Annotated in this window: 28 protein-coding genes; 14 read left to right on the top strand and 14 right to left on the bottom strand. The window is 66.1% G+C overall.

What is annotated here, in order from left to right; all coding sequences use genetic code 11:
* The first annotated feature begins 330 nt into the window (after positions 1-330).
* From POR01S_RS22070 to POR01S_RS22040, 7 genes are all read left to right on the top strand, one after another.
* On the top strand, positions 331-1,452 hold the full coding sequence (locus POR01S_RS22070; RefSeq protein ID WP_027599110.1) for a branched-chain amino acid ABC transporter substrate-binding protein: 1,122 nt from the start codon (positions 331-333) through the stop codon (positions 1,450-1,452).
* A 96-nt stretch (positions 1,453-1,548) separates the two neighbouring features.
* A complete protein-coding gene (locus tag POR01S_RS22065; protein WP_027599109.1) occupies positions 1,549-2,463 on the top strand; it encodes an ABC transporter permease subunit in 915 nt (304 codons plus the stop codon).
* 3 nt (positions 2,464-2,466) lie between these two features.
* Positions 2,467-3,747: a high-affinity branched-chain amino acid ABC transporter permease LivM gene (gene livM / locus POR01S_RS22060; protein ID WP_042138387.1), complete on the top strand. Its 1,281-nt coding sequence runs from the start codon at positions 2,467-2,469 to the stop codon at positions 3,745-3,747.
* A complete protein-coding gene (locus POR01S_RS22055; protein ID WP_042138385.1) occupies positions 3,744-4,619 on the top strand; it encodes an ABC transporter ATP-binding protein in 876 nt (291 codons plus the stop codon). The genes livM and POR01S_RS22055 overlap by 4 nt, the downstream gene beginning before the upstream one ends.
* Positions 4,616-5,332: an ABC transporter ATP-binding protein gene (locus tag POR01S_RS22050; protein WP_007162636.1), complete on the top strand. Its 717-nt coding sequence runs from the start codon at positions 4,616-4,618 to the stop codon at positions 5,330-5,332. Before POR01S_RS22055 ends, POR01S_RS22050 begins: the two co-directional genes overlap by 4 nt.
* A 2-nt stretch (positions 5,333-5,334) precedes the next feature.
* Positions 5,335-7,056 (top strand): cis-3-hydroxy-L-proline dehydratase, encoded by a 1,722-nt coding sequence (lhpI, locus tag POR01S_RS22045; protein ID WP_042138383.1) that lies wholly within the window; start codon positions 5,335-5,337, stop codon positions 7,054-7,056.
* A gap of 250 nt (positions 7,057-7,306) precedes the next feature.
* The gene (locus POR01S_RS22040; RefSeq protein ID WP_027599105.1) at positions 7,307-8,065 is read left to right on the top strand and encodes an SDR family oxidoreductase; all 759 of its coding nucleotides are present in this window, start codon (positions 7,307-7,309) and stop codon (positions 8,063-8,065) included.
* A gap of 9 nt (positions 8,066-8,074) precedes the next feature.
* Here POR01S_RS22040 and POR01S_RS22035 read toward each other — a convergent pair whose 3' ends face one another.
* The 3 genes from POR01S_RS22035 to POR01S_RS22025 all read right to left on the bottom strand — a co-directional run bounded on the left by POR01S_RS22035 (position 8,075) and on the right by POR01S_RS22025 (position 9,920).
* On the bottom strand, positions 8,075-8,785 hold the full coding sequence (locus POR01S_RS22035; protein WP_042138380.1) for an anti-sigma factor: 711 nt from the start codon (positions 8,783-8,785) through the stop codon (positions 8,075-8,077).
* Positions 8,782-9,309, bottom strand: coding sequence for a sigma-70 family RNA polymerase sigma factor (locus POR01S_RS22030; RefSeq protein WP_027601375.1), 528 nt, complete (start codon positions 9,307-9,309; stop codon positions 8,782-8,784). Before POR01S_RS22030 ends, POR01S_RS22035 begins: the two co-directional genes overlap by 4 nt.
* Positions 9,310-9,392: 83 nt before the next feature.
* Entirely contained in the window at positions 9,393-9,920 is a 528-nt protein-coding gene (locus POR01S_RS22025; RefSeq protein WP_027601376.1) for a DUF3455 domain-containing protein, read from the bottom strand.
* Between the two features lie 258 nt (positions 9,921-10,178).
* Between POR01S_RS22025 and POR01S_RS22020 the strand changes: the two genes are divergently transcribed.
* Positions 10,179-11,807, top strand: a complete 1,629-nt coding sequence (locus POR01S_RS22020; protein ID WP_169742434.1) for an ArnT family glycosyltransferase — start codon at positions 10,179-10,181, stop codon at positions 11,805-11,807.
* A 10-nt stretch (positions 11,808-11,817) separates the two neighbouring features.
* Positions 11,818-13,074, top strand: coding sequence for a metallophosphoesterase family protein (locus POR01S_RS22015; RefSeq protein WP_042138376.1), 1,257 nt, complete (start codon positions 11,818-11,820; stop codon positions 13,072-13,074).
* 4 nt (positions 13,075-13,078) lie between these two features.
* Here POR01S_RS22015 and POR01S_RS22010 read toward each other — a convergent pair whose 3' ends face one another.
* From POR01S_RS22010 to POR01S_RS21990, 5 genes are all read right to left on the bottom strand, one after another.
* Positions 13,079-13,651, bottom strand: coding sequence for a HupE/UreJ family protein (locus POR01S_RS22010; protein ID WP_042138374.1), 573 nt, complete (start codon positions 13,649-13,651; stop codon positions 13,079-13,081).
* A 173-nt stretch (positions 13,652-13,824) separates the two neighbouring features.
* Positions 13,825-14,439 (bottom strand): urease accessory protein UreG, encoded by a 615-nt coding sequence (ureG, locus tag POR01S_RS22005; protein WP_042138372.1) that lies wholly within the window; start codon positions 14,437-14,439, stop codon positions 13,825-13,827.
* 11 nt (positions 14,440-14,450) lie between these two features.
* Entirely contained in the window at positions 14,451-15,122 is a 672-nt protein-coding gene (locus tag POR01S_RS22000) for an urease accessory protein UreF (RefSeq protein ID WP_042138371.1), read from the bottom strand.
* Positions 15,119-15,619: an urease accessory protein UreE gene (ureE, locus tag POR01S_RS21995; RefSeq protein WP_042138369.1), complete on the bottom strand. Its 501-nt coding sequence runs from the start codon at positions 15,617-15,619 to the stop codon at positions 15,119-15,121. The genes POR01S_RS22000 and ureE overlap by 4 nt, the downstream gene beginning before the upstream one ends.
* A 97-nt stretch (positions 15,620-15,716) precedes the next feature.
* Positions 15,717-16,409 carry a TetR family transcriptional regulator gene (locus POR01S_RS21990; protein ID WP_042138367.1) on the bottom strand — a complete coding sequence of 231 codons (693 nt, stop codon included), beginning with the start codon at positions 16,407-16,409 and terminating at the stop codon, positions 15,717-15,719.
* Between the two features lie 116 nt (positions 16,410-16,525).
* On the opposite strand from POR01S_RS21990, the gene pcaQ reads away from it, so the two are divergent.
* The 3 genes from pcaQ to pcaG all read left to right on the top strand — a co-directional run bounded on the left by pcaQ (position 16,526) and on the right by pcaG (position 18,897).
* A complete protein-coding gene (pcaQ, locus tag POR01S_RS21985; RefSeq protein ID WP_042138364.1) occupies positions 16,526-17,449 on the top strand; it encodes a pca operon transcription factor PcaQ in 924 nt (307 codons plus the stop codon).
* 100 nt (positions 17,450-17,549) lie between these two features.
* Entirely contained in the window at positions 17,550-18,275 is a 726-nt protein-coding gene (gene pcaH / locus POR01S_RS21980; RefSeq protein ID WP_007162622.1) for a protocatechuate 3,4-dioxygenase subunit beta, read from the top strand.
* A gap of 10 nt (positions 18,276-18,285) precedes the next feature.
* Positions 18,286-18,897 (top strand): protocatechuate 3,4-dioxygenase subunit alpha, encoded by a 612-nt coding sequence (gene pcaG, locus POR01S_RS21975; protein WP_042138362.1) that lies wholly within the window; start codon positions 18,286-18,288, stop codon positions 18,895-18,897.
* Between the two features lie 60 nt (positions 18,898-18,957).
* Here the strand turns inward: pcaG and coq7 are convergent, their stop codons facing one another.
* The 4 genes from coq7 to hemJ form a co-directional block, all read right to left on the bottom strand.
* On the bottom strand, positions 18,958-19,605 hold the full coding sequence (gene coq7, locus POR01S_RS21970) for a 2-polyprenyl-3-methyl-6-methoxy-1,4-benzoquinone monooxygenase (RefSeq protein WP_007162620.1): 648 nt from the start codon (positions 19,603-19,605) through the stop codon (positions 18,958-18,960).
* Positions 19,606-19,645: 40 nt separating this feature from the next.
* Positions 19,646-19,987, bottom strand: coding sequence for a histidine triad nucleotide-binding protein (locus POR01S_RS21965; protein ID WP_042138361.1), 342 nt, complete (start codon positions 19,985-19,987; stop codon positions 19,646-19,648).
* Positions 19,988-20,068: 81 nt separating this feature from the next.
* Positions 20,069-20,857 carry an SDR family NAD(P)-dependent oxidoreductase gene (locus POR01S_RS21960; protein WP_007162618.1) on the bottom strand — a complete coding sequence of 263 codons (789 nt, stop codon included), beginning with the start codon at positions 20,855-20,857 and terminating at the stop codon, positions 20,069-20,071.
* Positions 20,858-20,905: 48 nt separating this feature from the next.
* Positions 20,906-21,331, bottom strand: coding sequence for a protoporphyrinogen oxidase HemJ (hemJ, locus tag POR01S_RS21955; protein WP_007162617.1), 426 nt, complete (start codon positions 21,329-21,331; stop codon positions 20,906-20,908).
* Positions 21,332-21,518: 187 nt separating this feature from the next.
* Here hemJ and erpA point away from each other — a divergent pair, with 187 nt between their 5' ends.
* Positions 21,519-21,869 (top strand): iron-sulfur cluster insertion protein ErpA, encoded by a 351-nt coding sequence (gene erpA / locus POR01S_RS21950; protein WP_007162616.1) that lies wholly within the window; start codon positions 21,519-21,521, stop codon positions 21,867-21,869.
* A gap of 18 nt (positions 21,870-21,887) precedes the next feature.
* On the opposite strand, the gene POR01S_RS21945 is transcribed toward erpA, so the two are convergent.
* Together POR01S_RS21945 and POR01S_RS21940 are read right to left on the bottom strand one after the other, a co-directional pair.
* Positions 21,888-22,973, bottom strand: coding sequence for an anhydro-N-acetylmuramic acid kinase (locus POR01S_RS21945; RefSeq protein WP_042138360.1), 1,086 nt, complete (start codon positions 22,971-22,973; stop codon positions 21,888-21,890).
* Position 22,974: 1 nt separating this feature from the next.
* Positions 22,975-24,411, bottom strand: a complete 1,437-nt coding sequence (locus POR01S_RS21940) for a peptidoglycan DD-metalloendopeptidase family protein (RefSeq protein WP_042138358.1) — start codon at positions 24,409-24,411, stop codon at positions 22,975-22,977.
* A 167-nt stretch (positions 24,412-24,578) separates the two neighbouring features.
* On the opposite strand from POR01S_RS21940, the gene tyrS reads away from it, so the two are divergent.
* Complete coding sequence (gene tyrS, locus POR01S_RS21935) at positions 24,579-25,778, top strand: tyrosine--tRNA ligase (protein WP_027601386.1); 1,200 nt, start codon at positions 24,579-24,581, stop codon at positions 25,776-25,778.
* Positions 25,779-25,786 lie beyond the last annotated feature (8 nt).

Genomic DNA, 25,786 nt, shown 5'->3' with positions numbered 1-25,786 from the left:
AAGATCATGGTTACTTTAGTGGCACAGTGTGGGGCCGGTGTTACGTTTTGGTGCGAAACAGGTGCAACCGGGTTGCTATCTGGTAACAAACCGCTGGGTTTCAACCCTCCCGCTGCTACCGCTTCGCCGAATTATCCAGACTAATGAGCCGCTTACGACAAAAGTCTAAAGGGCGGTCCGCTCCACTGGCTGCGGCCCTCGCCGCAGGCTGTCGGCGGTTTTGGCTCATCGCAGTAGCGGCAAATGGCCTTTGCGCCCGGTACACAACTGGCTGATGGCACAGGCTTTGCTCCGGCGAAAAGGCCAACCACCCTCTGGAGCAAACCTCCCATGTCGAAGATTTACAGAAAAGGCATTCTGGCTCTCGCTATCGGTTCTGCGTTCACTCTCTCCTCCCTGGCGCATGCCGACGTCGTGATCGGTGTCGCCGGTCCCTTCACCGGGGCCAGCGCCGCCTATGGCGAGCAGTTCTGGAAGGGGGCTACCCAGGCCGCGGCGGACATCAACGCCGCCGGTGGCATCAATGGCGAGAAGATCAAGCTGGTGCAGGGCGACGACGCCTGCGAGCCCAAGCAGGCCGTGGCCGTGGCCAACCGCCTGGTGGACTCCGAGAAGGTCAAGGCCGTGATCGGCCACTTCTGCTCCTCCAACACCATGCCCGCCTCGGAGATCTACGACGAAGCCGGCATCATCTCCATCACCCCGGCGTCCACCAATCCCAAGATCACCGAGCGTGGCCTGACCGGCGTGTTCCGCATGTGCGGACGTGACGACCAGCAGGGCATCGTGGCCGGCGACTACATCGTCGATACCCTCAAGGCCAAGAAGGTCGCCATCATCCACGACAAGGACACCTACGGTCAGGGCCTGGCCGACGCCACCAAGGCGCAGCTCAACAAGCGCGGCGTGAAAGAGGTGCTCTACGAGGGCCTGACCCGCGGCGAGAAGGACTTCAACTCCCTGGTCACCAAGATCCGCGCCTCCGGCGCCGACGTGGTCTACTTCGGTGGCCTGCACCCCGAGGCCGGTCCGCTGGTGCGGCAGATGCGCGAGCAGGGCGTGACCGCCAAGTTCGTCTCCGGCGACGGCATCGTCTCCGCCGACCTGGTCACCACCGCCGGTGGCGCCCAGTACACCAAGGGCGTGCTGATGACCTTCGGCGCCGATCCGCTGCAGAACCCCGCCGGCAAGACCGTGGTGGAAACCCTGCGCAAGTCCGGCTACGAGCCCGAGGGCTACACCCTCTACTCCTACGCCTCGCTGCAGGCCGTGGCCGCCGCCTTCAACGGCATCAAGGGCACCGACGGCGCCAAGGCCGCCGAGTGGCTGAAGTCCCACAGCGTCAACACCGTCCTGGGCGAGAAGAGCTGGGACAGCAAGGGCGACCTCAAGGTCTCCGACTACGTGATGTACGAATGGGACGACAAGGGCAAGTACCACCAGCTGCCCTGATCCTCGCGTGAATCCGCCCGCCGCCGCCTCGTCTCCGCCCCAGGACGAGGTGGCGGCCGGCGGCCCTCGTCATCCATCCAGCGCGAGACTGCAAACGTGGACGGTATCTTCCTGCAACAACTGGTCAACGGCCTGACCCTGGGCTCGGTCTACGGACTCATCGCCATCGGCTACACCATGGTCTATGGCATCATCGGCATGATCAACTTCGCCCACGGCGACGTGTACATGGTGTCGGCCTATCTCGCCGCCATCGGCATCGCCCTGCTGAGCGTGTTCGGCCTGCATTCCTTCCCGGTGCTGATCCTCGGCACCCTGATCTTCACCGTGGTGGTCACCTCCGTGTACGGCTGGGCCATCGAGCGGATCGCCTACAAGCCGCTGCGCAACTCCACGCGCCTGGCGCCGCTGATCTCGGCCATCGGCATGTCGCTGATCCTGCAGAACTACGTGCAGCTCGCCCAGGGCGCGCGCCAGCAGGGGGTACCGACGCTGCTCGACGGAGCCCTGCGCCTGCACATCGGCGACGGCTTCGTGATCATCACCTACACCAAGATCTTCATTATCCTGGCCTCCATCATCGGCATGGGCCTGCTCACCTACGTGATCCAGAAGACCACCCTCGGCCGCATGTGCCGGGCCACCCAGCAGGATCGCAAGATGGCGCAGATCCTCGGCATCAACACCGACCGGGTGATCTCCTACGTCTTCATCATCGGTGCGGCCATGGCAGCGCTGGCCGGGGTGCTGATCACCCTCAACTACGGCACCTTCGACTTCTATGCCGGCTTCATCATCGGCATCAAGGCCTTTACCGCGGCGGTGCTCGGCGGCATCGGCTCGCTGCCCGGCGCCATGCTCGGCGGCATCATCCTCGGCATCTCCGAAGCCCAGTTCGCCAGCCTGGTGAACTCGGACTACAAGGACGTCTTCAGCTTCTCGCTGCTGGTGGCGATCCTGATCTTTAGGCCCCAGGGGCTGCTCGGCAAACCCCAGGTCACGAAGGTGTAATCCATGAGTCAGACGTCTTCCTCCTTCGACCTCAAGGTCGTGCTGCGCGACACCCTCATGGTGGGTCTGGTCTCGCTGATCCTGTTCGGCCCCATCGTCGGCATCGTGCTCGACGGCTACGGCTACAACCTCGAGCCCGGTCGCGTCGGCATCATGGTCGCGGTGGTCATGGCCGGCCGCTTCCTGCTCAGCCTGTTCGGCCAGACCGACAAGGGCCGTGACTGGATCGAGTCCTTCAAGCGCAACGACGGCGGTGTCCATGTGCTGCCGCCGGGGCACAAGTCCAACCTGAGATTCATCCTGCCCATCGTCATTCTGGTGGCCATCGCCTTTCCCTTCCTGGCCACCAAGTACTGGCTGACGGTCATCATCCTCTGCCTGATCTACGTGCTGCTGGGCCTGGGCCTGAACATCGTGGTGGGCCTGGCCGGTCTGCTCGACCTTGGCTACGTCGGCTTCTATGCCATCGGTGCCTACGGTCTGGCGCTGGGTTACCAGTACCTCGGGCTGGGCTTCTGGACCATGCTGCCGCTCGCGGCGGTCATGGCGGCGGTGGCGGGAGCGATCCTCGGCTTCCCGGTGCTACGCATGCACGGGGACTACCTGGCCATCGTCACCCTCGGCTTCGGCGAGATCATCCGCCTGGTGCTCAACAACTGGCTGGAAGTAACCAAGGGCCCCAACGGCATCGCCGCACCTTCGCCGACCTTCTTCGGCATCGAATTCGGCCGCCGGGCGAAGGAGGGCGGGGTGCCCATCCACGAACTGCTGGGCATCAGCTACAACCCCAACGCGACGATGATCTTCATCTATACCGTGCTGTTCCTGGTGGTGCTGCTGGTGCTCTACATCAAGCACCGCCTGACCCGCATGCCGGTCGGCCGCGCCTGGGAAGCCCTGCGCGAAGACGAGATCGCCTGCCGCGCCATGGGTCTGAACCATGTGCTGGTCAAGCTTTCCGCCTTCATGATCGGTGCCTCCACCGCAGGCCTGGCCGGGGTGTTCTTCGCCACCTACCAGGGCTTCATCAACCCGGCCTCGTTCAACTTCTTCGAGTCGGTGCTGGTGCTGGCCATCGTGGTACTGGGCGGCCTGGGCTCCACCGTCGGGGTGGTGGTCTCGGCCTTCGTCATGACCCTGCTGTTCGAGCTGCTGCGCGAATTCGGCGACATCCGCATGCTGGTGTTCGGCGTGCTGATGGTGGTGATGATGATGTGGCGGCCGCGTGGCCTGATCCGTATCGCCCGCAGTGGCTTCGCGATTCGCAAGGGAGTGGCGCCGTGAGCGACAACATTCTGACCGTCAGCGGTCTGGGCATGAGATTCGGGGGTATCAAGGCCCTCTCGGACGTGTCCTTCGATATCAAGCGGCACTCCATCACCGCGCTGATCGGCCCCAACGGCGCCGGCAAGACCACGGTGTTCAACTGCCTGACCGGCTTCTACAAGGCCACCGATGGCGAAATCCGCCTGGATACCGCCGATGGCCGTTCGACCCGCGTCGGCAAGATCATGGGCGAGCGCTTCCGGGCCACCGACTTCGTCAATCCGGTGCAGTTCGGCAGCCGGCTCTGGTACAAGATGTTCGGCGGTACTCACCTGGTGAACCGCGCAGGGCTCGCCCGCACCTTCCAGAACATCCGCCTGTTCAAGGAGATGTCGGTAGTGGAGAACCTGCTGGTGGCGCAGCACATGCAGTGCAACCGCAACCTGATCACCGGCATCCTCAATACCCCCGGCTATCGCCGTGCCGAGGAAAAGGCGCTGGATACGGCCTTCTACTGGCTGGAAGTGGTGGACCTGGTGGACCACGCCAATCGTCTGGCCGGCGAACTCTCCTACGGCCAGCAGCGCCGCCTGGAAATCGCCCGCGCCATGTGCACCCGTCCGGAGATCGTCTGCCTGGACGAACCCGCCGCCGGTCTCAACCCGGCCGAGACCGAGGCGCTGGCCGGGATGATCCGCCTGCTGCGCGACCAGCACCGCATCACCGTGGTGCTGATCGAGCACGACATGGGCATGGTGATGAACATCTCCGACCACATCGTGGTGCTGGACCATGGCCAGGTCATCGCCCGCGGCCTGCCGGCCGATATCCGCAACGATCCCAAGGTCATCGCCGCCTACCTCGGCGCCGAAGAAGAGGAGGTGGCATGACCACGCCGATCCTGGAATTCCGTAACGTCGACGTCTTCTACGGGCCGATCCAGGCGCTGAAGAGCGTCTCCCTGTCCATCAACGAGGGCGAGACGGTGAGCCTGATCGGCTCCAACGGCGCCGGCAAGTCCACCCTGCTGATGTCCATCTTCAGCCAGCCCCAGGCGCGCAACGGGCAGATCCTCTACCGGGGCGAGGACATCACCCGCAAGAACGCCCACTACGTGGCCTCCAACGGCATCGCCCAGTCACCGGAGGGGCGCCATGTGTTCCCCGACATGACGGTCGAGGAGAATCTGCTGATGGGTACCATTCCCATCGGCACCCGCTGGGTGGACGAGGACATGCAGCGCATGTTCGAGCTCTTCCCGCGGCTCAAGGAGCGTCGCAACCAGCGCGCCATGACCATGTCCGGCGGCGAACAGCAGATGCTGGCCATCGCCCGGGCGCTGATGGCGCGACCCAAGCTGCTGCTGCTCGACGAACCCAGCCTGGGCCTGGCGCCCATTGTGGTGAAGCAGATCTTCCAGATCCTGCGCGAGCTGGCCCAGAGCGGCATGACCATCTTCCTGGTGGAGCAGAACGCCAACCATGCCCTGCGCCTGTCCGACCGCGCCTATGTGATGGTCACCGGCGAGATCCGCATGAGCGGCAGTGGCCAGGAATTGCTGGCCAATCCCCAGGTGCGCGAAGCCTACCTGGGCGGCCACTAGCGGTGGCAGCGGTCCGCGGTCGCTGTCTGGTCGCGGGCCATGCCCGGGGACGCCTGGCCTGGGCGCCCCTGGGCCTGAGTTTCTGGGGTGGCGTCGATCCGGCCAGCGGTCGGGTGATTGATCGCCACCATCCCCTGCACGGCCTGGAACTGGCCGGGCGCATCCTGGCCATTCCCAGTGGACGCGGTTCCTGCACCGGCAGCGCCGTGCTCTTGGAGCTGTTGCTGGCGGGACGCGGACCGGCAGCGCTGGTACTGGCCGAGCCGGACGAGATCCTCAGCCTGGGTGCCATCGTCGCGGAAGAACTCTTCGGTCGCTCCCTGCCGGTGGTCAGCCTGGGTGCCGAGGCCTTCGCCGCGCTCGCCGCGCAGGATGAGATCGCGGTGAACGATGGCTGGGTCGGCGCGCCGGGAGAGTTCTTTCCCGACCCCACTAGCGAGGCCCCTGCCGACCTGCAGCTGAGCGCGACCGACCAGGCCAAGCTGGCGGGCGCCGAGGGCCAGGCCGTCCAGGCGGCGATGAAGATCCTGGTGCGCATGGCGCACCTGCAGGGTGCCCGCGAGCTGCTCGACATCACCCAGGCCCATATCGACGGCTGCATCTACACCGGTCCGGCCAGCCTGGCCTTCGCCCAGCGCCTGGTGGAGTGGGGCGGTCGGGTACAGGTACCTACGACTCTCAATGCGGTATCGGTGGATCAACGCCGCTGGCGCGCGCAGGGCGTGGCGCCGGCGTTGGGTGAGCCGGCCTCCGCCCTGGCCGAGGCCTATGTGGCCCTAGGCTGCCGTCCCACCTTTACCTGTGCCCCCTATCTGCTGGACAGCGCCCCGAGCCTGGGCGAGCAGGTGGTCTGGGCCGAATCCAATGCCGTGGTCTTCGCCAACAGCGTACTGGGCGCGCGCACCCAGAAGTATGCCGACTTCCTCGATATCTGCACCGCCCTGACCGGTCGGGCCCCTCTGGCCGGCTGCCACCTGGACAGCGGTCGCCGCGCGGCCAAGGTCTTCCGGGTCACCGTACCCGAGGGCCATGACGACGCCTTCTATCCACTGCTCGGCTACTGGATCGGCCTGCGTTCACCCACGCGGATTCCGGCGGTGCTGGGGCTGGAAAACAGCCAGCCCAGTCGCGACGATCTCAAGGCCTTTGGCGCCGCCTTCGCCACCACCTCGGCGGCGCCGCTGTTCCATCTGGTCGGGGTGACGCCCGAGGCGCCGACCCTGGCCGCGGTGGCCGCACCTGAGCTGGAGATCGAAGACATCAGCCTGGCCGATCTGCGCCAGGCCTGGGCCGAACTGGACAGCGCCGTCGCGCGCGAGGTGCAGCTGGTGGCCCTGGGCAATCCGCATTTCTCCGCCGAGGAGTGCCAGCGCCTGGCCGAACTCTGTCGCGGGCGGCAGCGGCATCCCGAGGTGGCGCTGGTGATCACCCTGGGCCGCGAGGTGCGCGCGGCGGCCGAACGCTCTGGCAGTCTGGCCGAGTTGGAAGCCTTCGGTGCCCAGCTGGTCGGGGACACCTGCTGGTGCATGCTCGGCGAACCCCTGGTACCGCCCCAGGCACGCACCCTGTTGACCAATTCCGGCAAGTTCGCCCACTACGGCCCGGGCCTCACCGGGCGCGAGCTGCGCTTCGCCGGCCTCACCGCCTGTGTCGAGGCAGCCTGCACCGGACTGGCGCCGGCCGAACCGCCTGCCTGGCTCGTGGCAGCGGACTTATCCACCTGAAGCCCGGTCCGAGTTCTGTACAGGAATTCCGTGGATCGTCCTGTGGATAAGCTTGGCATAGCCGGGCGTGAGGCCCGGGGCGCCTGGCCTGGCGAGAACTGTTCAAAAATTCGCCAGTGCGCGGAAAACCCTGCAATACCAAGGCGTTATAACTGATCCGCTGGATTTGTGGCGATCTGGGTATTCGCCTGACCAATGCCCCTGAGCTATCGTGGGCCTCGGCCAACCTCCCTCGCAGAAGGAATCTTTCATGTCTTCGATCTTCATCACCGGCGCCACCTCCGGCTTCGGCGCCGCCACCGCTCGCCGCTTCGCCAAGGACGGCTGGTCGATCGTCATCACCGGTCGCCGCGAGGATCGCCTGCACGCCCTGGCCGAGGAGTTGTCCGGTCAGGCCAAGGTGCTGCCGCTGGTGCTGGACGTCCAGGATCGCGCCGCCGTGGAAGCCGCGGTCGCCGGCCTGCCGGAAGAATTCAACCAGTTACGCGCCCTGGTCAATAACGCCGGTCTGGCGCTGGGCAACACGCCCGCCCAGAGCTGCGACCTGGACGACTGGGACACCATGGTCGATACCAACATCAAGGGCATGCTCTATTGCACCCGCCTGCTGTTGCCGCGGCTGATCGCCCATGGCGCCGGGGCCGGTATCGTCAACCTGGGCTCGGTGGCGGGCGACTATCCCTATCCGGGCAGCCATGTCTATGGCGCCACCAAGGCCTTCCTCAAGCAATTCAGCCTGAGCCTGAGATCCGACCTGCTGGGCACCGGGGTACGGGTGACCAACATCGAGCCGGGGCTGTCCGAAAGCGAATTCTCGGTGGTGCGCTTTGGGGGCGACAAGGCCAAGGCCGATGCCGTCTATGCCGGCACCGAACCCCTGACCCCGGACGACATCGCCGAATCCATCCATTGGACGCTGAATCAGCCCAAGCACGTCAACATCAACCGCATCCAGCTGATGGCGACCTGTCAGGCGTTCAGCAATTTCAACATCCACCGCAAGAGCTGAGACGTCGGCCTAGAGCACCTTGACCGCCCGGCCGATGAACTGGATCGGCCCGGTGGGTCGGCCGGTAGGCGAGCCGCCCTGGTCTTCCAGGGTGAGCTCGAACAGCTGATTGGCTTCCAGCGGCGGCAGCTGGTCCAGAGGCACCTGCAGGGTGCGCCCGGGCTGGACCAGACCCAGGGATACCGGACCCTGCCAGGCGTCGGCCTTGGTCCAGAATTGCAGCGTCTTGCCGCTCGGCACGGCGTCGCGCCCCAGGGGAATCAGCTGCAGGTCGTGGGCGCTGGCGGTCTGGATCACCCAGCCGGGCGTCCGATCGCTGGGCGCGGCCAGCACCACCAGGTAGCTTGGCGTGGGGACCGGACGCATCAGCAACAGCACGCCAAGCACCAGGCTGGCAGCCAGCCCTGCCGCACTTAGGCCCTGCCAGAGTGCCAGGCGGTGCCACAGCGACTCACGCCGGGTGGTGGCCTTGGCGTCGGCCTCACCCAGACTGCGCTCGATGCGCGGCCAGAGATTCGTGCCGGGTTCGACGGGCTGCACCCGCTCGGCCAGCGGCTGCAGCCGCGCCTCCCAGCGCGCCACCGCGGCGGCCAGCCGGGCATCCGTCGCCAGCGCACCTTGCACGCGACGGCGCTCCCTGGCATCCAGGGTACCGAGCACGTATTCGCCGGCCAGGCGTTCGCGCTCTTCGTCCGGGGGCAGGGGGGTATCGCCGTTCATGTCATGCACTCCCTGAGCGCCTTGAGGCCGCGCGTGATCCAGCTCTTCACCGTGCCCAGCGGTGCCTGCAGGCGCTGGGCGATCTCGCCATGGGAGCAGCCGTCCAGGTAGGCGGCCAGGATGGCCTCCCGCCGCGGCGCTTCCAGGTTCTGCAGGCAGCCCTCCAGCCGACGGCCGTCGGCCTCTCGCGCCGGATCGGCCGACTCGGCCAGGGGTTCCCACCCGTCCGCCAGGGGCACCAGGCGCTGGCGATCGCGCAGGGCGTTGAGCGCCAGGTTGCGCGCGATGCTGCACATCCAGCCGCGGGCCGTACCGCGCTCCGGGGCGAATCCGGCGGCGCCGCGCCAGATGCGCAGAAAGGCGTCGTGGAGGATGTCCTCGGCCAGTCCACGATCGCGCACCAGGCGCAGGACGATGCCCAGCAAGAGCGGCGCCTCGTTCTGGTAGAGCCGCTGCAGGGCGGCGCGCTCGCCCCGGGCACAGGCGGCGAGCAGTGCAGCGGGATCGTAAAGGGGATCGGTCACGAAATCGCGCCAGGCTGGGGACGCCAGGGTGGCGACCGGATCAGCCGAGCCTAGCCGATCCGCGCCTAGCTGTCCCCTGGACCTCAGCCCTTCTTCCAGAACAGATAATCGGCCTGGTAATTCACGGTCTGCCGTTCGCCCTTGTTGGCCGAGGTGCAGGCCTTGGCCGGCGCCACGCCACCCTTGAGCGCGGTGCGCTGGATGTAGGTGGTGCCCTGGAAGGCGCCCTTGCCCTCGGCGGGCGCGGCCTCCACCAGCTGATAGGGCAGGTTGCCGCTGCCGGCGGGAGCGATCGCCAGTTGCTTGCCGACCACCTTGGAGCCGTCGCTGGCTTCCCAGGTAGCGGGCGGACCGTAGTAGCGACCCACCTGCTTGCCCTGGCGGTCATGCAGGTCGGCCTTGGGACCGACAAAGAACCACTCGGTCTGGCCGGGCATGTCCTTCTTGTCGCGGCACTCGTAGACGATGGTGCCCTTGCCCACGGTTTCCAGCATCAGGCTGTTGCCGGCGGGGACGCGAACGGCTTCGGGCAACTCGCCTTGCGCCAGCAGCGGGGTACTCAGCAGGGCGGTCAGGGCCAGGATGCTGCAACGGCTATAGGTGTTGTTCATGCGCTTGCTCCGGATTGAGAAGGGGCACAGTCGACTGGACTGTAGGGGCTATACCCGGCAGCCAGCGCCCTGGATGCAGCTGTCATGAAAAATTTTCAATGCAGCGGCATAGTCGCCACGGCCTCGCGGCCGAACCGCTCTGTCCTGCGGCTTCTGTCAGCCTGCCGTCAGCCTGGTTTCAGCGATCCCTAAGGTTGTTCGGCGATAGTGGCGCCGGGTCGCGAGCCCGTCCTTCCCAGCCTGCCGGAGTCCTGCCGCGTGTCGTCCATCCCGAGTCCGGCGCGCCTGCGCCTCGAAAGCCTGGCGCTGTGTCTGCTGGCGGTGCCGCTGTTCACCCTGGGTCTGTGGGAGCAGCCCTTCATCGGCTTCGACGGCCGCTTCGCACTCTTCGCCCAGGAGATGTTTCGCCATGGGGCCAGTGCCTTCCCGACCAGCTACGGACAGCCTTACCCCGACTATCCCGCCACCTCCACCCTGCTGATCGACGTCTTCGCCCAGCTGTTCGGCGAGGTCAATCGCCTGGCCACGGTGATTCCCACCGCCCTGGCCTCGGCGGCCATCGTCGGGCTGCTCTATCGCCTGCTGGCCGAGCGGTCCCGCGCCTGGGGCCTGCTGGCGGTGCTGGTGCTGCTGCTCACCAATGGCTTCCTGGCCAAGGCGCGCTCCATCTGCCTCGATCAATTCGTCACCCTGGCGGCACTGGGCTGCTTCTATCTGCTGTGGAGCGCCGACCAGCGCGGCCTGTCCCGGCGGCGCAGCCTGGTGTTCCTGTGCATGGCCGCCGGCTTCGCCGTGCGCGGGCCGCTGGGCCTGATCGAGCCCTGTGGCGTGGTCTGCGTCTACTGGCTGGTGCAGGGCGACTGGCGGCGCAGCTTCGGCTACGGCCTGGTCGGCGCCCTGGTGCTGATGCTGTGCTGCGCCCTGCTGTTCGGCCTGGCCTGGCGTACCGGTGGTATGCCCTTCGTCGAGGACGTGATCCGCATGCAGGTCTCCGGGCGGCTGGACGACACCGACGGTGCCGGCTATCCCTGGTGGTACTTCCTGCAGCTGGGCCTCTACCGCTACGCCCCGGCCTTTCCCCTGGCGCTGCTGGCCCTGCCGACGCTGAGACACCACTGGCGGCAGCGCCAGGCGCAGGCGGACAGTCGCCTGCTGCTCCAGCTGGCCGGCTTCGCCGCGCTGATCGTGGTGGCCCTGTCGATTCCCACCTTCAAGAAACCCTATTACATCCTGCCGGCCATTCCGGCCTGCGCGGCTCTCGGCGCCTGGGTGCTGCTGCAGGGGCAGGGCGCCCTGGCCTGGGTACGGCGGCTGTTCCTGCCGTTGCTGGTGATCTTTCCGCTGGTGCTCGGGGTGCTGGTCAAGCTGCAGCAACCCCGGCTGCAGGCCGCCGGCTGGTGGCCCGAGCTGGACCTGCGCTTCCTGCTGGGTGCCTTCGCCATCCTGGCGCTGTTCGCCCTGGTGGCCGCCTGGCGCGAGCGCGGGGCCTTCCGCCTGGGCATGCCCCTGGCCGCGGCGGCCCTGGCGCAATGGCTGCTGGTGGTGCTGGCGCTGGATCCGATGCAGGCGCTGCGCTACGACACCCGCGCCTTCGTCACCCGCCTGGAAAGCCTGCGCCAGGGTGAACCGGGGCAACTGGTGTTCTTTGGCCTGGGCCAGGACACCAAGGCCTTCCGCTACCTGATGAATCTCGACTACGACGTGCCCCTGCCGACCTTTATCGATATCGGCCAGGCAGGGCAGCTCGCCCAGGTCACCCGACCCGCCTATGTGCTGCTCGATGCCGACAGCCAGGCGGCCCTGGCCGGCACGCCGCTGGCCAGCCGCCAGCCGGTGCTGGAAGGGCGCTTCAACGACAATCGCTGGCAGGCCTACTACCTGCCCTGAGGCCGCTGTGATGACCGATTCGCCCGATTTCAAACGTCGCCGGCTGTGCCTGGCGCTGGCCGGTCTGCCGCTGCTGGCCGCCTGCAAGCCGACCCAGCGCTACGGCCTGCCGGAACACCGCGCCCACTGGTTCGAGCGGCATGCCTTCGCTCCTCTGGCGCCGCTGCCGTCGCGCAGCAGCTTCGTGCTCGGCGTCCTCCCCGATACCCAGTACTACAGTGAGAACAACCACGAGATGCAACCCAACGGCCGGCGGGTGGAGCGCTATGGCCACCTGGGCTATCCGCCAGCGCTGGCCTTTCATGCCCAGACCCATTGGCTGGCGCACAACGCCGCGGCGCTGAACCTGCCCTTCGTGGTGCACCTGGGCGATCTGGTGGAAAACGCCGAGCAGCGCGGCGAGTGGGCCCTGGCCAGTCACGCCATGGCACGCCTTGAACAGGCCGGGGTGCCCTACAGCGTCATGACCGGCGACCATGATGTCGTCGAGCTCTACACCGAGGACCGCCTGCGTGACGGTCGCGAACTCTTCACCCAGTATTTCGGCCGTGAGCGGGCGGCGCGCCAGGCCACCTTCATCGAACGCGACGTCACCGGTCTCAACGAGGCCCATCGTTTCTCGGCGCTGGGGCAGGGCTTTCTGCTGCTGACCCTGGACTGGTGCCCCTCGGACCAGAGTCTGGACTGGGCCCAGGGCATGCTGGATCGCTATCCGCACCTGCCGACCATCCTGGCCTCGCACAACATCGTCGACCTGGTGAACGGCCAGCCGGTGCTTTCCACCCGGCGCAACGACACCGGGGTACGGTTGTGGAATCGGCTGATCCGCCGCAACGACCAGATCTTCCTCACCCTCAACGGCCACAACCACGGCAGCGGTCACCTGCGGATGACCAATGACCTGGGCCATCCGGTGGATCTCCTGCTGATCAACTACCAGACCGAATACGCCGGCGGCAACGGCCTGCTGCGCCTATTGGAACTGGACCTGGCGCGGGGCCGACTGGAGGCCTTCACCTATTCGCCCTGGGTCGCCTATCGCCAGCAGAGTGGCGACCTGCCGGTGCGGCTGGGCAGCGATCCGCGCGACACCTATACGGCCGAGGTGCTGGCACCCCTGGCGTCACAGCAGTTCGACAACAGATTCGTGCTCGAGGTGGATTTCGCCACACGCTTCGCCGGCTTTGGCGGCTATACCGCGCAACTGCCGGCGGTGGCGGAAGAGGGTGTGCTGGCGCGACTGCGCCAGCAGCTGGGGATCGCCTGACGGATCAGGCGGCGAGCAGCCAGCCCCCGGCCACGGCCGTGGCGACGCCGGCGACTCGCACCAGCGGCGTGGCCGCCTGGGGCAGGTAGCGCACCACGGCATAGCCCAGAGCATGCAGGGTGGCGGTGGCGGCGACGAAACCGGCGGCATAGGCCCAGGGATTGCCCATTTCCGGCAATTCCAGACCATGGGCCACGCCGTGGAACAGGGCGAAGGCGGCGGTCAGGCCGACGGCGGCGGCCACCGGCGGACGGGCGGCCAGGGCCACCAGCAGACCCAGGGCCAGCACCGAGGCAGCGATGCCGGTCTCCAGCAAGGGCAGCTCCAGCCCGGCGAAGCCCAGCAGGCCGCCGATCAGCATGGTGCCGACAAAGGTGCAGGGCAGCGCCAGGCGCGCCTTGCCCTGCTGCTGGGCGGCCCAGAGCCCCACGGCGAGCATGGCCAGCAGGTGGTCGAGACCGGTCAGGGGGTGCAGCACCCCGGCGGCCAGGCCGTTCTCGGCATGACCCGGATGGGCGAAGGCCAGGGCCGGGGCGAGCAGCAGGGCGGCGGTGGCGAAGATCTTGGCGTGTTTCATGGGGGCTCCTTAAGTGATGAAATCCTGGACTCAGAACCTGCTCACGACCTGCTGCGCGTCGGCCAAACGGCGTTGAAAAGTCCTTCGGAATGCTCATTTACCACTTGTAAACTCCGCTTCCTCAGGCCTTTTCGCCTTGTTTGTCTCTAGCTCGCGAGGTCGTGAGCAGGTTCCTAGGCGGCGGTCAGCAGACCCTGCTTCTCGATGAAGGCGATGATCTCTTCCAGTCCCAGACCGGTCTTCTGGTTGCTGAAGACGAAGGGCTTGTCGCCGCGCATCTTGCGAGTGTCGCGATCCATCACCTCCAGGGAGGCACCGACCTGCTCGGCCAGGTCGATCTTGTTGATCACCAGCAGATCCGACTTGCAGATACCGGGGCCACCCTTGCGCGGCAGCTTGTCACCGGCCGAGACGTCGATGACGTAAAGGGTCAGATCGGACAGCTCCGGGCTGAAGGTGGCGGACAGGTTGTCGCCGCCGGATTCCACCAGGATCAGGTCCAGGCTGGGAAAGCGGCGGTTGAGCTGGTCCACCGCTTCCAGGTTGATGGAGGCGTCTTCGCGGATGGCGGTGTGCGGACAGCCCCCGGTCTCCACACCAAGGATACGCTCGGGCGCCAGGGCCTCGTTGCGCACCAGGAAATCGGCGTCTTCGCGGGTGTAGATGTCGTTGGTCACCACCGCCAGGTTGTAGCGCTCGCGCAGGGCGCGGCAGAGGGCCAGGGTGAGGGCGGTCTTGCCGGAACCGACCGGTCCGCCGATACCGACGCGCAGGGGTTGAGTAGTCATCAGGGGATCTCCTAGGAACGGAACAGGCGGCTGTACTGCCGCTCATGGGCCATGCTGCTGAGGGCCAGGCCGAAGGGGGCGCCGCCCCAGTGCGCTTCGGGCAGGGCAGCGGCCTGCTCGGCCACGGCGGTCAGGGTCGGCAGCAGAAGGGAGGTGAGGCGCTGGGCCGCTTGCTGGCCCAGCGGCAGGGTTTTCATCAGCACCGCCAGCTGATTTTCCAGCCAGGTCCACAGCCAGGCGTCCAGCGCCGCTCGCGGTGCGATCGCCCAGGCGCGAGCGGCCAGCGCCCAACCGAGGGCGAAGGTCGGAGCCAGTTCGCCGAGCAGGCGGCGGCTACTGTCGTCCAACTCCGGCAGACCGAGCAGCAGTTGCGCCAGGGAATAGCCGGTCTGGCGACTTTCCAGCTGGAATTCCGCGGTTTCGCGACTGGCGCGATGGTGCTCGGCCAGTTCGCTCAGGCGCGTCCAGTCGCCCGCCGCGGCGGCTTGGCAATGGGCCAGCAGCAGCGGCGCTTCGAAGCGCGCCAGATTGAGTTCGAGATTGTCGCGCAGCCAGACCTCGGCCTCTGCCGCGCTGCGGATCAGGCCGCTGTCGATGGCCAGTTCCAGTCCCTGGGAATAGCTGTAGCCGCCAATCGGCAACTGGGGACTGGCCAGGCGCAGCAGCGCGAAGGGCGAATTCACGTGCGCACGCCGAAGTGGTGCAGCTTGGGTGCGTAGTTGAAGCCTTCCTCGCCATGGTGCGAGTGATGGTGACCGCCGCCGTAGGCGCCGTGCTCGGGCTGGAAGCCGGCCTCGATCTCGCTGACCCGGGCGCCGAGCTGCTCCAGCATGGCCTTGAGCACGTAGTCGTCCAGCAGCCGTAGCCAACCGTCGCCGATCTGCAGGGCGACGTGGCGATTGCCCAGGTGATAGGCGGCGCGGGTCAGTTCGAAGGCGCTGGCGCAGGTCACGTGCAACAGCTTTTCCGGGCGGGCGACGACCCGCACGATGCGGCCATCGCGGGCTTCCAGGCAGTCGCCATCGGCCAGCGGCGGTTGGCCGCGTTCGAGAAACAGGCCGACGTCTTCGCCAGCGCTGGTGGTGGCTCTCAGGCGACTCTTGCTGCGGGCGTCGTAGGTGAGGTGGAGTTCGGCGTCCCAGGTATCCTGGGGCGCGCAGCGGCTTTGGACGACCAGCATGGCAGGACTCTTGGCAGTTTTGCCCAGCTCTACAGCAAGGTGCCTGCCAAGGCGCGCAAGTCGCCTGGTTCTGGGGCGCCATGAGTTAACCCGGCGTTCAGTTTGCTCTTATTTGGTGCGCCATTGCATCGGCTAGCAGAGCAACGCCCTCTTTTGGTGCGTTTGCGCGCTCGCCGCGCCGCCAATGCTTGCTGCCGATCAGAATCAGCTTGAGTTGCTGCACCATCTTCGCCGCCGGCCACAGCGGCGGCGGTGTGGTCAGGGGTGGGGGATCGATCAGCTCCGGCAGGGTGGCGAACACCGTCTTCACCACCAGGTCGGCCAGCACATCGATCTGCGACGGATTCAGGTGCGGCAGCCGACCCAGGGCGAGCAGGTCACGGGCCAGGTCCTGGGTGATGCGCTGGCGCAACTCGGCGATGGCCTGGCGCACGGCCAGGGAGCCGCCGTATTGCTCGCGGGCGAGAAAGAGGAATTGATCACGGTTGTCGCTCACGGCGCCGAGAAAGATCTCCACCGAGGCCTCGATCATGCCGCGCTGCTGCAATTCGTGATGACGCACCTGGCGCAGGGCGTCGCGAAAGGTGTCGCCCACCTCGGCCACCAGCGCCAGGCCAAAGCTCTCCATGTCGGCGAAGTGGCGATAGAAACCCGCCGGCACGATCCCGGCCTGGCGACTCACCTCGCGCAGGCTCAGGCTGCCGAAGCCGCGGCCGCTGTTCATCAGCAGGCGTGCCGATTCCAGCAGCGCCTGGCGCGTTTGCAGCTTCTGCTGGGCACGGATCGACATGGAGAGATCTCGGAAGACAAGGCGGCACTGTAGCAAAGGATGCCCCTGCTGACTCCAAGGGTTTTCCATGACCGCCGGGTGGTAGTCTCTGGCCCGTGCCTTGCCTTGAGAGCGTCATGAATCTCGACAACCGTATCAAGTTTCGCCACCTGCTGTGCTTTCTGGAGATCGCCCAGCAGCGCAGCTTCGCCAAGGCCGCCGATGCCATCGCCGTGTCCCAGCCGGCCATCTCCAAGACCGTCCGCGAACTCGAGGAGATCCTTGAGGTGCGTCTGTTCGAGCGCGGCAAGGGCGAGGTGACCCTGACCGAGGCGGGCCTGCTGTTCCTGCGCCACGCCGGTCCCTGCGTACAGGCCCTGCGCGAGGGCATGCAACTGGTGCGCGGTGGCGAGGCCGGCGGCCTGGTGCGGGTCGGGGTGCTGTCGACCGTGGAAAGCCAGGTGCTGCCCGAGGTCCTGATGCGCCTGCATGACCGTCATCGCCAGCTGATCGTCAACGTCGCCACCGGTCCCAGCGCCTATCTGCTCGGACAATTGCGCGTCGGCGACCTGGATCTGGTGGTCGGCCGCATGACCGACAGCCCGGACATCCATGGCCTCGACTTCGAACACCTCTATACCGAGGCCCTGACCCTGGTGGTGCGCCCGGGACATCCGCTGAGCCAGGCGCTGCCGGCGGACCTGGCGACCCTGGCGCGCTATCCCCTGGTGCTGCCCTTGCCCGGGACCACCATTCGCCGCCACGCCGAGAGTCTCTTCGTCCAGTGCGGCATTCCCCTTAGTCCCCAGCGGCTGGAAACCCTGTCGCCGACCCTCAGCCGCCAGTACGTCCGCCAGAGCGAGGCCCTGTGGATCGCCCCGCTCGATGCGGTACGCCGCGACCTGGCCAACGGCGAACTGGTGGAGGTGGAGCTTGGCGTGCGCGAAGCCGGGGGTTCGGTCGGCATCTGCCGCAATGGCAGCGTGCCCCTGTCGTTGGCAACCCAGAGATTCTGCGACGTCCTGCGCGAGGTGGCCGGCGAGTTGACACTTAACCATTAGGTTATGGGGAAGGGCGCAGCTTTCAATTCAGCCAGGCGGCGCCCTGGGCCACACTGGGATCAGCCAACCTTTGGCCCCGATCCTTCCGTGGAGCATTCCAATGCATAACAAGCCCCACGACGTTCGCTACGTCGCCCGTGATCGCACCTGGCATCCCCAGGCCTATACGCCCGCCTACAAATCCTCGATTCCCCGCTCGCCGCGCCAGGCGCTGGTCAGCCTGCAGCACCAGACGGCTTCCGAGCGCAGTGGCCCGGACTTCTCGCGGCTGCCGCTGGGACCGCACGACAACGACCTGCTGCTCAACTTCGGCACCGGCCAGTTGCCCCAGGGCGAACGCATCATCCTGTTCGGTACCCTGCGTGATCAATTCGGCAAGCCGGTGCCCAATTCCCTGGTGGAGATCTGGCAGGCCAACGCCGGCGGTCGCTATCGGCACAAGAATGACGTCTACCTGGCACCGCTCGATCCCAACTTCGGCGGCGTCGGCCGCACCCGTACCGACAGCCAGGGCAACTATGTCTTCCGTACCGTCCGCCCGGGTCCCTATCCCTGGCGCAACGGCAGCAACGACTGGCGCCCGGCGCACATCCACGTCTCGGTCATGGGGCCGGCCATCGCCACCCGGCTGATCACCCAGCTCTATTTCGAGGGCGATCCGCTGATCCCGCTGTGCCCCATCGTCAAGTCCATCGCCGATCCCGATGCCGTCCAGACCTTGATCGCCCGCCTGGACATGAGCATGGCCAATCCCATGGACTGCCTGGCCTATCGCTTCGACATCGTCACCCGCGGCGCGCGGCAGACGTTCTTCGAACACCACTGAGGACGCCGACATGACCCCCAACCGCCACGCCCTGCTGCCGGAAACCCCCTCCCAGACCGCCGGTCCCTATGTGCACATCGGCCTGGCCCTGGCCGCCGCCGGCAACCCCACCCGCGAGGTCGAGATCTGGAACCAGCTGGCCAAGCCCGGCGCGCCGGGCGAGCACATCCTGCTCACCGGCCAGGTGTTCGACGGCAACGGCAACCTGGTGCGCGATTCCTTCCTGGAGTTCTGGCAGGCCGATCACCAGGGCCACTACGATCCGGTCTATGACGTGGAAAAGGCCTTCAACGGCTTCGGCCGCACCGCCACCACCTTCGATGCCGGCGACTGGACGCTGCACACCGTAAAGCCCGGCCAGGTCCAGGACCAGCGCGGCCAGCCCATGGCGCCGCACATCAACGTCACCCTGTTCGCCCGCGGCATCAATATTCACCTGCAGACCCGCCTCTACTTCGACGATGAAGCCGAGGCCAACGCCCGCTGCCCGGTCTACAACCTGCCGGAGCCGGAGCGCCGGCCCACCCTGCTGGCGCGTCGCTGCGAGATCGATGGCCGCCTGGCCTATCGCTTCGACATCCATCTGCAGGGCCCGCAGGAAACGGTCTTCTTCGACATCTAGTCGTCCGAGCAGCAAAAAGCCCTGCCAAGGCAGGGCTTTTTCGTGGGCGCCAGCCGCAGGTCAGATACGGTAGGTGGTCTTGGTCATCACCTTGGACACCAGACTCATGCCGTATTTGACCGGCGCGGGGAAGCGCCAGCCACCGGCCGCCAGGGCGTGCTCGGCGTGCTGCTCTTCGTCGCTGCGCATCTGTTCCAGCACCGCGCGGGACTTGGCGTCGGCCGCCGGCAGCTTGTCCAGGTGCTCGTCCAGATGGCGGCAGACCTGATCCTCGGTAGCGGCGACGAAGCCCAGGCTCAGGCGATCGCTGATCAGGCCGGCACCGGCGCCGATCCCGAAGGACAGGCCATAGAACAGCGGATTGAGCAGACTCGGACGCTCACCCAGGGCGCGGATGCGCTGCTCGCACCAGGCCAGGTGATCGATCTCTTCGTCGGCCGCCTTTTCCATTTCTTCGCGCACTTCCGGCAGTTTGGCGGTCAGCGCCTGACCCTGGTACAGCGCCTGGGCGCAGACCTCGCCGGTGTGGTTGATGCGCATGAGGCCGGCCGCGTGACGGCGTTCTTCATCGCTCAGTTCAGCGTCCTTGAGTGGAATGGCCGGCGAACTGCGGGTGGGAGCGCCACTGAAGGGCGTCAGGGTACGCAAGGCGGTATCCGCCTGGATCAGCAGTCGATCGAGGGGGGAGTAGAGGCGCTTGGATCTCAAGGTGATCTCCTTGGCGGGCGAAGGGAGGACAGGGTGTGGCTCAGCCCGGAGGCCAGGTCATCTGCCGCTTGCCCAGCACATGCATATGGATGTGATAGACCGTCTGGCCACCCAGGGCGTTGCAATTCATCGCCACGCGGAAGCCTTCCTCGCAACCCTGCTCCTGCGCCAGGCGCTGGGCGGTGAAGAGGATATGGCCGGCGAGCTGCTTGTCATCGGCCTCGCTGAGGTCGTGCAGGGTCGCGATGTGCTTCTTGGGAATGACCAGGAAGTGCACGGGCGCCTGCGGGGCGATGTCATGGAAGGCTATGACCTGATCATCCTCGTAGAGCACCTTGGCCGGAATGTCCCCGGCGACGATCTTGCAGAACAGACAATCCACGTCGATCTCCTGCTGGCTGAATAGACCCCGAGTGTACCAGCGGCTGCCGCCCGGGGTCAGGTGCCGCCGGCGGGATCACCCTTACGCGGGCTGAAAGAGTTTGCCGATCCGCACCGCGGCCGAACGCACCAGAGCGCGGGGGAAGAAGCGGGGCAGCAGACTGCCCAGGCGATTGCGCCAGCCAGGGACGATCACCGCCTGGCGTCTTTCCAGTCCGTGCACCGCGGCCAGGGCCACCTCTTCGGCGGACATCAGCAACTTGCCCTGCTCCATGCGCCCGGTGTGCAGCCCGGCGTTCTTGAAGAAGGCGGTACGGGTCGGGCCGGGGCAGAGCACCGACACCGACACCCCCCGCTTCTTGAGTTCCTCGCGCAGGCCCTCGGAGAAGTGCAGCACATAGGCCTTGGTCGCCGCATAGCTGCTCATGTAGGGAATGGGCTGGAAGGCCGCGGTTGAGGCGACGTTGAGGATCTGGCCGCCCCCCTGGATCGCCATGTGCTGGCCCAGGGCATGGCACAGGCGGGTGAGCGCCAGGATGTTCAGCTCCAGTTGCTCCTGCACCCGCGGCCAGTCGGCGGCGAGAAAATCCCCGCCGCTGCCGATCCCGGCGCAGTTGACCAGCAGGCCGATGGCTCTCTCGCTCTGCTCCAGTTCGTGCAGCAGACCGGTCAGGTGCAGCGGCTCCGCCAGATCGCAGACCCGGTACAGCACCTCCACGTCGAAGCGCTGGGCCAGCTCGGCGGCGATGCTCTCCAGCTTGTCCTTGCGCCGCGCCAGCAGGATCAGCGGCTGACCCCGCCGCGCCAGGGCCTCGGCCAGGGCCAGACCGATCCCGCACGAGGCACCGGTTACCAGGGCATAACGCTGCATACTGCTTTCTCCAGGAAAACGCCGGTCGCCGGCGGATCTACCGCGCACCTAGTAGGGTTTGACCACCACCAGGATGACGATGGCGATGAGCACCAGAACCGGTACCTCGTTGAACCAGCGATAGAACACATGGCTGCGCTTGTTCTCGCCGCGTTCGAATCTCTTGCGCATGGCGCCGCAGACATGGTGATAGCCGATCAGCACCACCACCAGCGCCAGCTTGGTGTGCATCCAGCCCTGGGTCAGCCAGCTCGGGTTGATCACCAGCAGGCCGATGCCGAACACCAGCGTCAGGATCATCGCCGGCAGCATGATGCCGCGGTACAGCTTGCGCTCCATCAGGCAGAAGCGCTCATGGCTCACGGCGTCGCTGCTCTGGGCGTGATAGACGAACAGGCGCGGCAGATAGAACAGGCCGGCGAACCAGCAGACCAGGGCAATCAGGTGGAAGGCTTTCAACCAAAGATAGAGCATCGGGGCGTTCTCCTTATCAATCGGCGTCATCGGGCGGGGCGATATTAGAGTGGCGCTGCCGGCAAGTCATTCACTCCGGTCATCTCGGCCAGGCTCCCGTGGTCGTGCAATAGTTGACCCTTTTGCTCGGGCAAGCGGATAATTTCCTGACTGAATTGTGTTCGGCGCAAGCCGGGAGACTACGGCAATGACCATTGAAACCTTCACCCCGACCCCCCTGCAGTTCACCCTGGGCGCGGCCAGCAAGGTGAAGAACCTGATCGAGGAAGAGGGCAATCCCCGCCTGAAGCTGCGCGTCTTCGTCACGGGTGGCGGCTGCTCGGGCTTCCAGTACGGCTTCACCTTCGATGAAGATTCCGCCGACGACGACACCGTCATCGAGCGCGATGGCGTGCACCTGGTGGTGGATCCCATGAGCTTCCAGTACCTGGCCGGCGCCGAGGTGGATTACCAGGAAGGCCTGGAAGGTTCGCGCTTCGTCATCAAGAACCCCAACGCCGCCACCACCTGCGGCTGCGGTCAGTCCTTCTCCATCTGACCTTGCACAGCCTCTGGCCTAGTGCGGATAGAGCGCACCCAGGACGCGGAGGCCGCGGGCGCCGGTGACTTCCGGGCAGTTGCCGGGCAGGCGCTCGCAGAAACGCTGGGCCAGCCAGGCAAAGGCCATGGCTTCCATCCAGTCCGGCGACACGTCATAGGCTGCGGTGCTCTGCACCTTGGCCGGCGCCAGTAGCCGCGCCAGACGCGCCATCAGATCCCGGTTGTGCGCCCCCCCGCCACAGACCAGCACCTCGTCCACCGCCTGGGCCGCCAGGATGCTGTCGGCGATGCTGCGGGCGCTCAATTCGGCCAGGGTGGCCTGAATATCGGCCGAAGCCAGCGTCTCATGCCGGGCGAGATGCGCTTGCAGCCAGGGCAGGTTGAAATGCTCGCGCCCGGTGCTCTTCGGTCCGCTTTTCACGAAGAAGGGATCGCTCAGCAGCCCCTGCAGCAGCGCCGGCACGACCTGTCCCTGCGCGGCCCAGGCGCCATCGGCGTCGAAGAGCCGCCCCTGGCTGTGGTGGATCCAGGCATCCAGCAGCACATTGCCCGGTCCGCAATCGAAGCCTCGTACCGGCAGACCCGGTGCCAGCAGGGTCACGTTGCTGAAGCCACCGATGTTGAGCACCGCGCGCGGGCGGTCCAGGCCGAAGAGATCGGCATGGAAGGCCGGGACCAGGGGCGCGCCTTGGCCACCGGCGGCCAGGTCGCGCCTGCGGAAATCGGCGATGACATCGATGCCGGTCAGTTCGGCCAGCAGGGCGGCATCGCCGATCTGCAGGGTGTAGCCCTGCGCCGGCAGATGGCGGATGGTCTGGCCATGGCTACCCACGGCGCGGATATCCGCGGGCGTCAGCCCCTGCTGCGCCAGCAGTTCGGCGATACCCTGGGCAGCCAGCCCGACCCAGGCCTGTTCGGCCCGGGCGATGCGCTCGATCTCGTTGTCGCCGGGCGCGCACAGCGCCAGCAGCTCGCGGCGGAGCGCGTCCGGCATTGGCACGCCCAGGGCAGCGACGAAACGGGTCCGCTCATCCTGCTCGATCAGGGCGATATCCAGTCCATCCAGACTGGTGCCGGACATCACCCCCAGGTAGCGCTCCATCTCAGCGCTTGTTCATCGCGAGCAGCGACGCCCGCTCCTGGTCCATGCGGGCCATGAGCGGCTGGCTCTGGGCCAGGAAGCGCGAGATCTCGTTCTTGGCGATGGGATCGGCCATCGGCAGTTTCACCCCGAGTGGATCGACGTGGTTGCCATTGATGCGGAATTCGTAGTGCAGGTGCGGACCGGTAGCCAGCCCCGTCATGCCCACGTAGCCTATCACCTGGCCCTGCTTCACCGAGGCGCCGGCCTGCATGCCCTTGGCGATCCGGCTCATGTGGCCATAGACGGTGGTGTAGGTCTTGCCGTGCTGGATCATGACCACGTTGCCGTAGCCATTCTCGCGCCCGGCCTTGGCGATCTTGCCGTCGCCGGTGGCATGGATCGGCGTACCGGTAGGCGCGGCATAGTCGACGCCCTTGTGCGCGCGCATCTTGTTCAGCACCGGGTGGAAACGGCCCATGGTGAAGCGCGAGCTGATCCGCGAGAACTCCACCGGGGTACGGATGAAGGCCTTGCGCATGCTGCCGCCTTCCGCCGTGTAGTAGTTGGTGGTGCCGTTCTTGGCGGTGTAGCGCACGGCCGTGTAGGCCTTGCCCTTGTTGACGAAGCGGGCGGCCAGGATGTTGCCGTAGCCGACGTGCTTGCCGTTGACCACCTTGTCCTCGTAGACGACCTCGAATTCGTCGCCTTCCTGGATGTCCAGCGCGAAGTCGATGTCGTAGCCGAAGATGGTGGCCAGCGCCATGGTCATGTCATGGGACAGTCCGGCTTTCTGCGCCGAGGCGAACAGCGAACTGCTGATCCGACCCTGGGCATAGGCCTTGCGGATGTCCGGGGTAACGGTCTTGTGCTCGACCTCATAGCCCTGGTCGGACTTGACCAGCGACAGGGTCTGCAGCGCGGTGAGCTTGGTGCGCACCGCCAGCAGGTCACCTGAGTGATCACGCTGGAACTCGATCTTCTGGCCCACCCGCAGGCGGGTCAGCTTCTTGGCTTCCTTGCTGCTGGCCAGCACCTCGTGCACCACGGCAGCGGCCAGGCCAGCCCGCTCGAACAGGGTCGAGAGGGTGTCGCCCTTGCGCACGGTTTCGGTCTTCCACTGCGGCTCGACGCTCTCGGTGGCGGCAACTTCCTCTTCGGCAGGCGCTTCCTCGGCGGTCTGAGCTTCCGTCTGCTCAGGGGCGACCTGGGCAAAGGGGGAGGGGGACTGGGTGTCCGCGGCTTGAGTATCTGCGAGCACTTGCTCCTTCAGGTCATCCTGACCCTGCACGACGCGCCGGGCGTCCTGTTCAACATCCAGATTGATGGAAGTGCGTTTCGCCTCGACCTGCTGAGAGGGAAACACGAGCAAGGCCAGACTCAAGAGTGCGGCCACCCCGCTGGCGGCCACGAGGTGGCTTTTGGGGTAGAACGGACTTTTGGGGATTGGCTTCGTCATTTAGCTAAAGTGATGATCTGACGTTAAAAGAAGTGAATAACTGCCTAAAATATAATCAAAATCTGGCTGTCACAACCCTTTGGGGTGGTGATCCGACGTGCCGGCTGGCGGCTACTAGGGGCATCTTGATAAGGTTCACGCTTTCGAAATTCAGAGGCGAAGCCCCCATGAAAACGGTCCAGGAGCAGCTGGCGGTCATCAAGCGTGGAGCAGATGAGCTGCTTGTCGAGTCAGAGCTTGTAACAAAACTGGAGCGTGGCACCCCGCTGCGCATCAAGGCAGGCTTCGATCCGACCGCTCCGGATCTGCACCTTGGCCACACCGTGCTGATCAACAAGCTGCGCCAGTTCCAGGAGCTGGGCCACCAGGTCATCTTCCTAATCGGCGACTTCACCGGCATGATCGGCGACCCCAGTGGCAAGAGCGCCACCCGCCCGCCGCTGACCCGCGAGCAGGTGCTGGAGAATGCCGAGACCTACAAGGCCCAGGTGTTCAAGATCCTCGATCCGGCCCGTACCGAAGTGGCCTTCAATGCCACCTGGATGGATCAGCTGTCGCCGGCCGACTTCATTCGCCTCTCTTCCCAGTACACCGTAGCGCGCATGCTCGAGCGCGACGACTTCAGCAAGCGCTACGCCGGCAACCAGCCCATCGCCATCCACGAGTTCCTCTATCCCCTGGTCCAGGGCTATGACTCCGTCGCCCTGCGCGCCGATGTCGAGCTGGGCGGTACCGACCAGAAATTCAACCTGCTCATGGGCCGCGAACTGCAGCGCGCCTATGGCCAGGAAGCCCAGTGCATCCTCACCATGCCGCTGCTCGAAGGTCTGGACGGCGTGAAGAAGATGTCCAAATCCCTGGGCAACTACGTCGGCATCCAGGAAGCGCCCGGCGTCATGTACAACAAGCTGGTGTCCATTCCCGACACCCTCATGTGGCGTTACTTCGAGCTGCTCAGCTTCCGCAGCCTGGAAGAGATCGCCCAGTTCCGCAGCGATGTTGCGCAGGGCGCCAATCCCCGCGACATCAAGATCAAGCTGGCCGAAGAGATCGTGGCCCGCTTCCACGGAGAAGAAGCCGCCCAGACCGCCCACCGTTCCGCGGGCAACCGCATGAAGGATGGCGAGCTGCCGGAAGACCTGCCGGAAGTCGAGCTGGAAACCGATGCGGCGCTGCCGGTCGCTGCCGTCCTCAACAAGGCTGGACTGGTGAAGAACGCGGCAGCCGCTCGCGACCTGCTTGCGGCGGGTAGCGTCAAGGTGGATGGCGAGGTGGTCGATCGCGGCTTCCTGTTCGAGATCGGGCGTACCTATATATGTCAGGCCGGCAAGAAGGCTTTCGCCCGCATCAGCGTCCGTCAGCAATAAATTTGAAA

Origin of the sequence: Pseudomonas oryzihabitans NBRC 102199, assembly GCF_000730625.1 — a bacterium.
GTDB lineage: Bacteria > Pseudomonadota > Gammaproteobacteria > Pseudomonadales > Pseudomonadaceae > Chryseomonas > Chryseomonas oryzihabitans.
This window is presented reverse-complemented; position numbering and strand designations above follow the sequence as displayed.

Coding starts and splice junctions, on each gene's coding strand:
- pcaQ (WP_042138364.1), top strand. CDS start 16,526: ATGAATCTCGACAACCGTATCAAGTTTCGCCACCTGCTGTGCTTTCTG.
- POR01S_RS22035 (WP_042138380.1), bottom strand. CDS start 8,785: ATGAACGGCGATACCCCCCTGCCCCCGGACGAAGAGCGCGAACGCCTG.
- tyrS (WP_027601386.1), top strand. CDS start 24,579: ATGAAAACGGTCCAGGAGCAGCTGGCGGTCATCAAGCGTGGAGCAGAT.
- pcaH (WP_007162622.1), top strand. CDS start 17,550: ATGCATAACAAGCCCCACGACGTTCGCTACGTCGCCCGTGATCGCACC.
- pcaG (WP_042138362.1), top strand. CDS start 18,286: ATGACCCCCAACCGCCACGCCCTGCTGCCGGAAACCCCCTCCCAGACC.
- ureE (WP_042138369.1), bottom strand. CDS start 15,619: ATGCTGGTCGTCCAAAGCCGCTGCGCGCCCCAGGATACCTGGGACGCC.
- POR01S_RS21940 (WP_042138358.1), bottom strand. CDS start 24,411: ATGACGAAGCCAATCCCCAAAAGTCCGTTCTACCCCAAAAGCCACCTC.
- hemJ (WP_007162617.1), bottom strand. CDS start 21,331: ATGCTCTATCTTTGGTTGAAAGCCTTCCACCTGATTGCCCTGGTCTGC.
- POR01S_RS22010 (WP_042138374.1), bottom strand. CDS start 13,651: ATGAAACACGCCAAGATCTTCGCCACCGCCGCCCTGCTGCTCGCCCCG.
- POR01S_RS21990 (WP_042138367.1), bottom strand. CDS start 16,409: ATGTCGATCCGTGCCCAGCAGAAGCTGCAAACGCGCCAGGCGCTGCTG.
- POR01S_RS22025 (WP_027601376.1), bottom strand. CDS start 9,920: ATGAACAACACCTATAGCCGTTGCAGCATCCTGGCCCTGACCGCCCTG.
- ureG (WP_042138372.1), bottom strand. CDS start 14,439: ATGACTACTCAACCCCTGCGCGTCGGTATCGGCGGACCGGTCGGTTCC.
- POR01S_RS22015 (WP_042138376.1), top strand. CDS start 11,818: ATGACCGATTCGCCCGATTTCAAACGTCGCCGGCTGTGCCTGGCGCTG.
- erpA (WP_007162616.1), top strand. CDS start 21,519: ATGACCATTGAAACCTTCACCCCGACCCCCCTGCAGTTCACCCTGGGC.
- POR01S_RS22040 (WP_027599105.1), top strand. CDS start 7,307: ATGTCTTCGATCTTCATCACCGGCGCCACCTCCGGCTTCGGCGCCGCC.
- POR01S_RS21945 (WP_042138360.1), bottom strand. CDS start 22,973: ATGGAGCGCTACCTGGGGGTGATGTCCGGCACCAGTCTGGATGGACTG.
- POR01S_RS21960 (WP_007162618.1), bottom strand. CDS start 20,857: ATGCAGCGTTATGCCCTGGTAACCGGTGCCTCGTGCGGGATCGGTCTG.
- POR01S_RS22070 (WP_027599110.1), top strand. CDS start 331: ATGTCGAAGATTTACAGAAAAGGCATTCTGGCTCTCGCTATCGGTTCT.
- livM (WP_042138387.1), top strand. CDS start 2,467: ATGAGTCAGACGTCTTCCTCCTTCGACCTCAAGGTCGTGCTGCGCGAC.
- POR01S_RS22050 (WP_007162636.1), top strand. CDS start 4,616: ATGACCACGCCGATCCTGGAATTCCGTAACGTCGACGTCTTCTACGGG.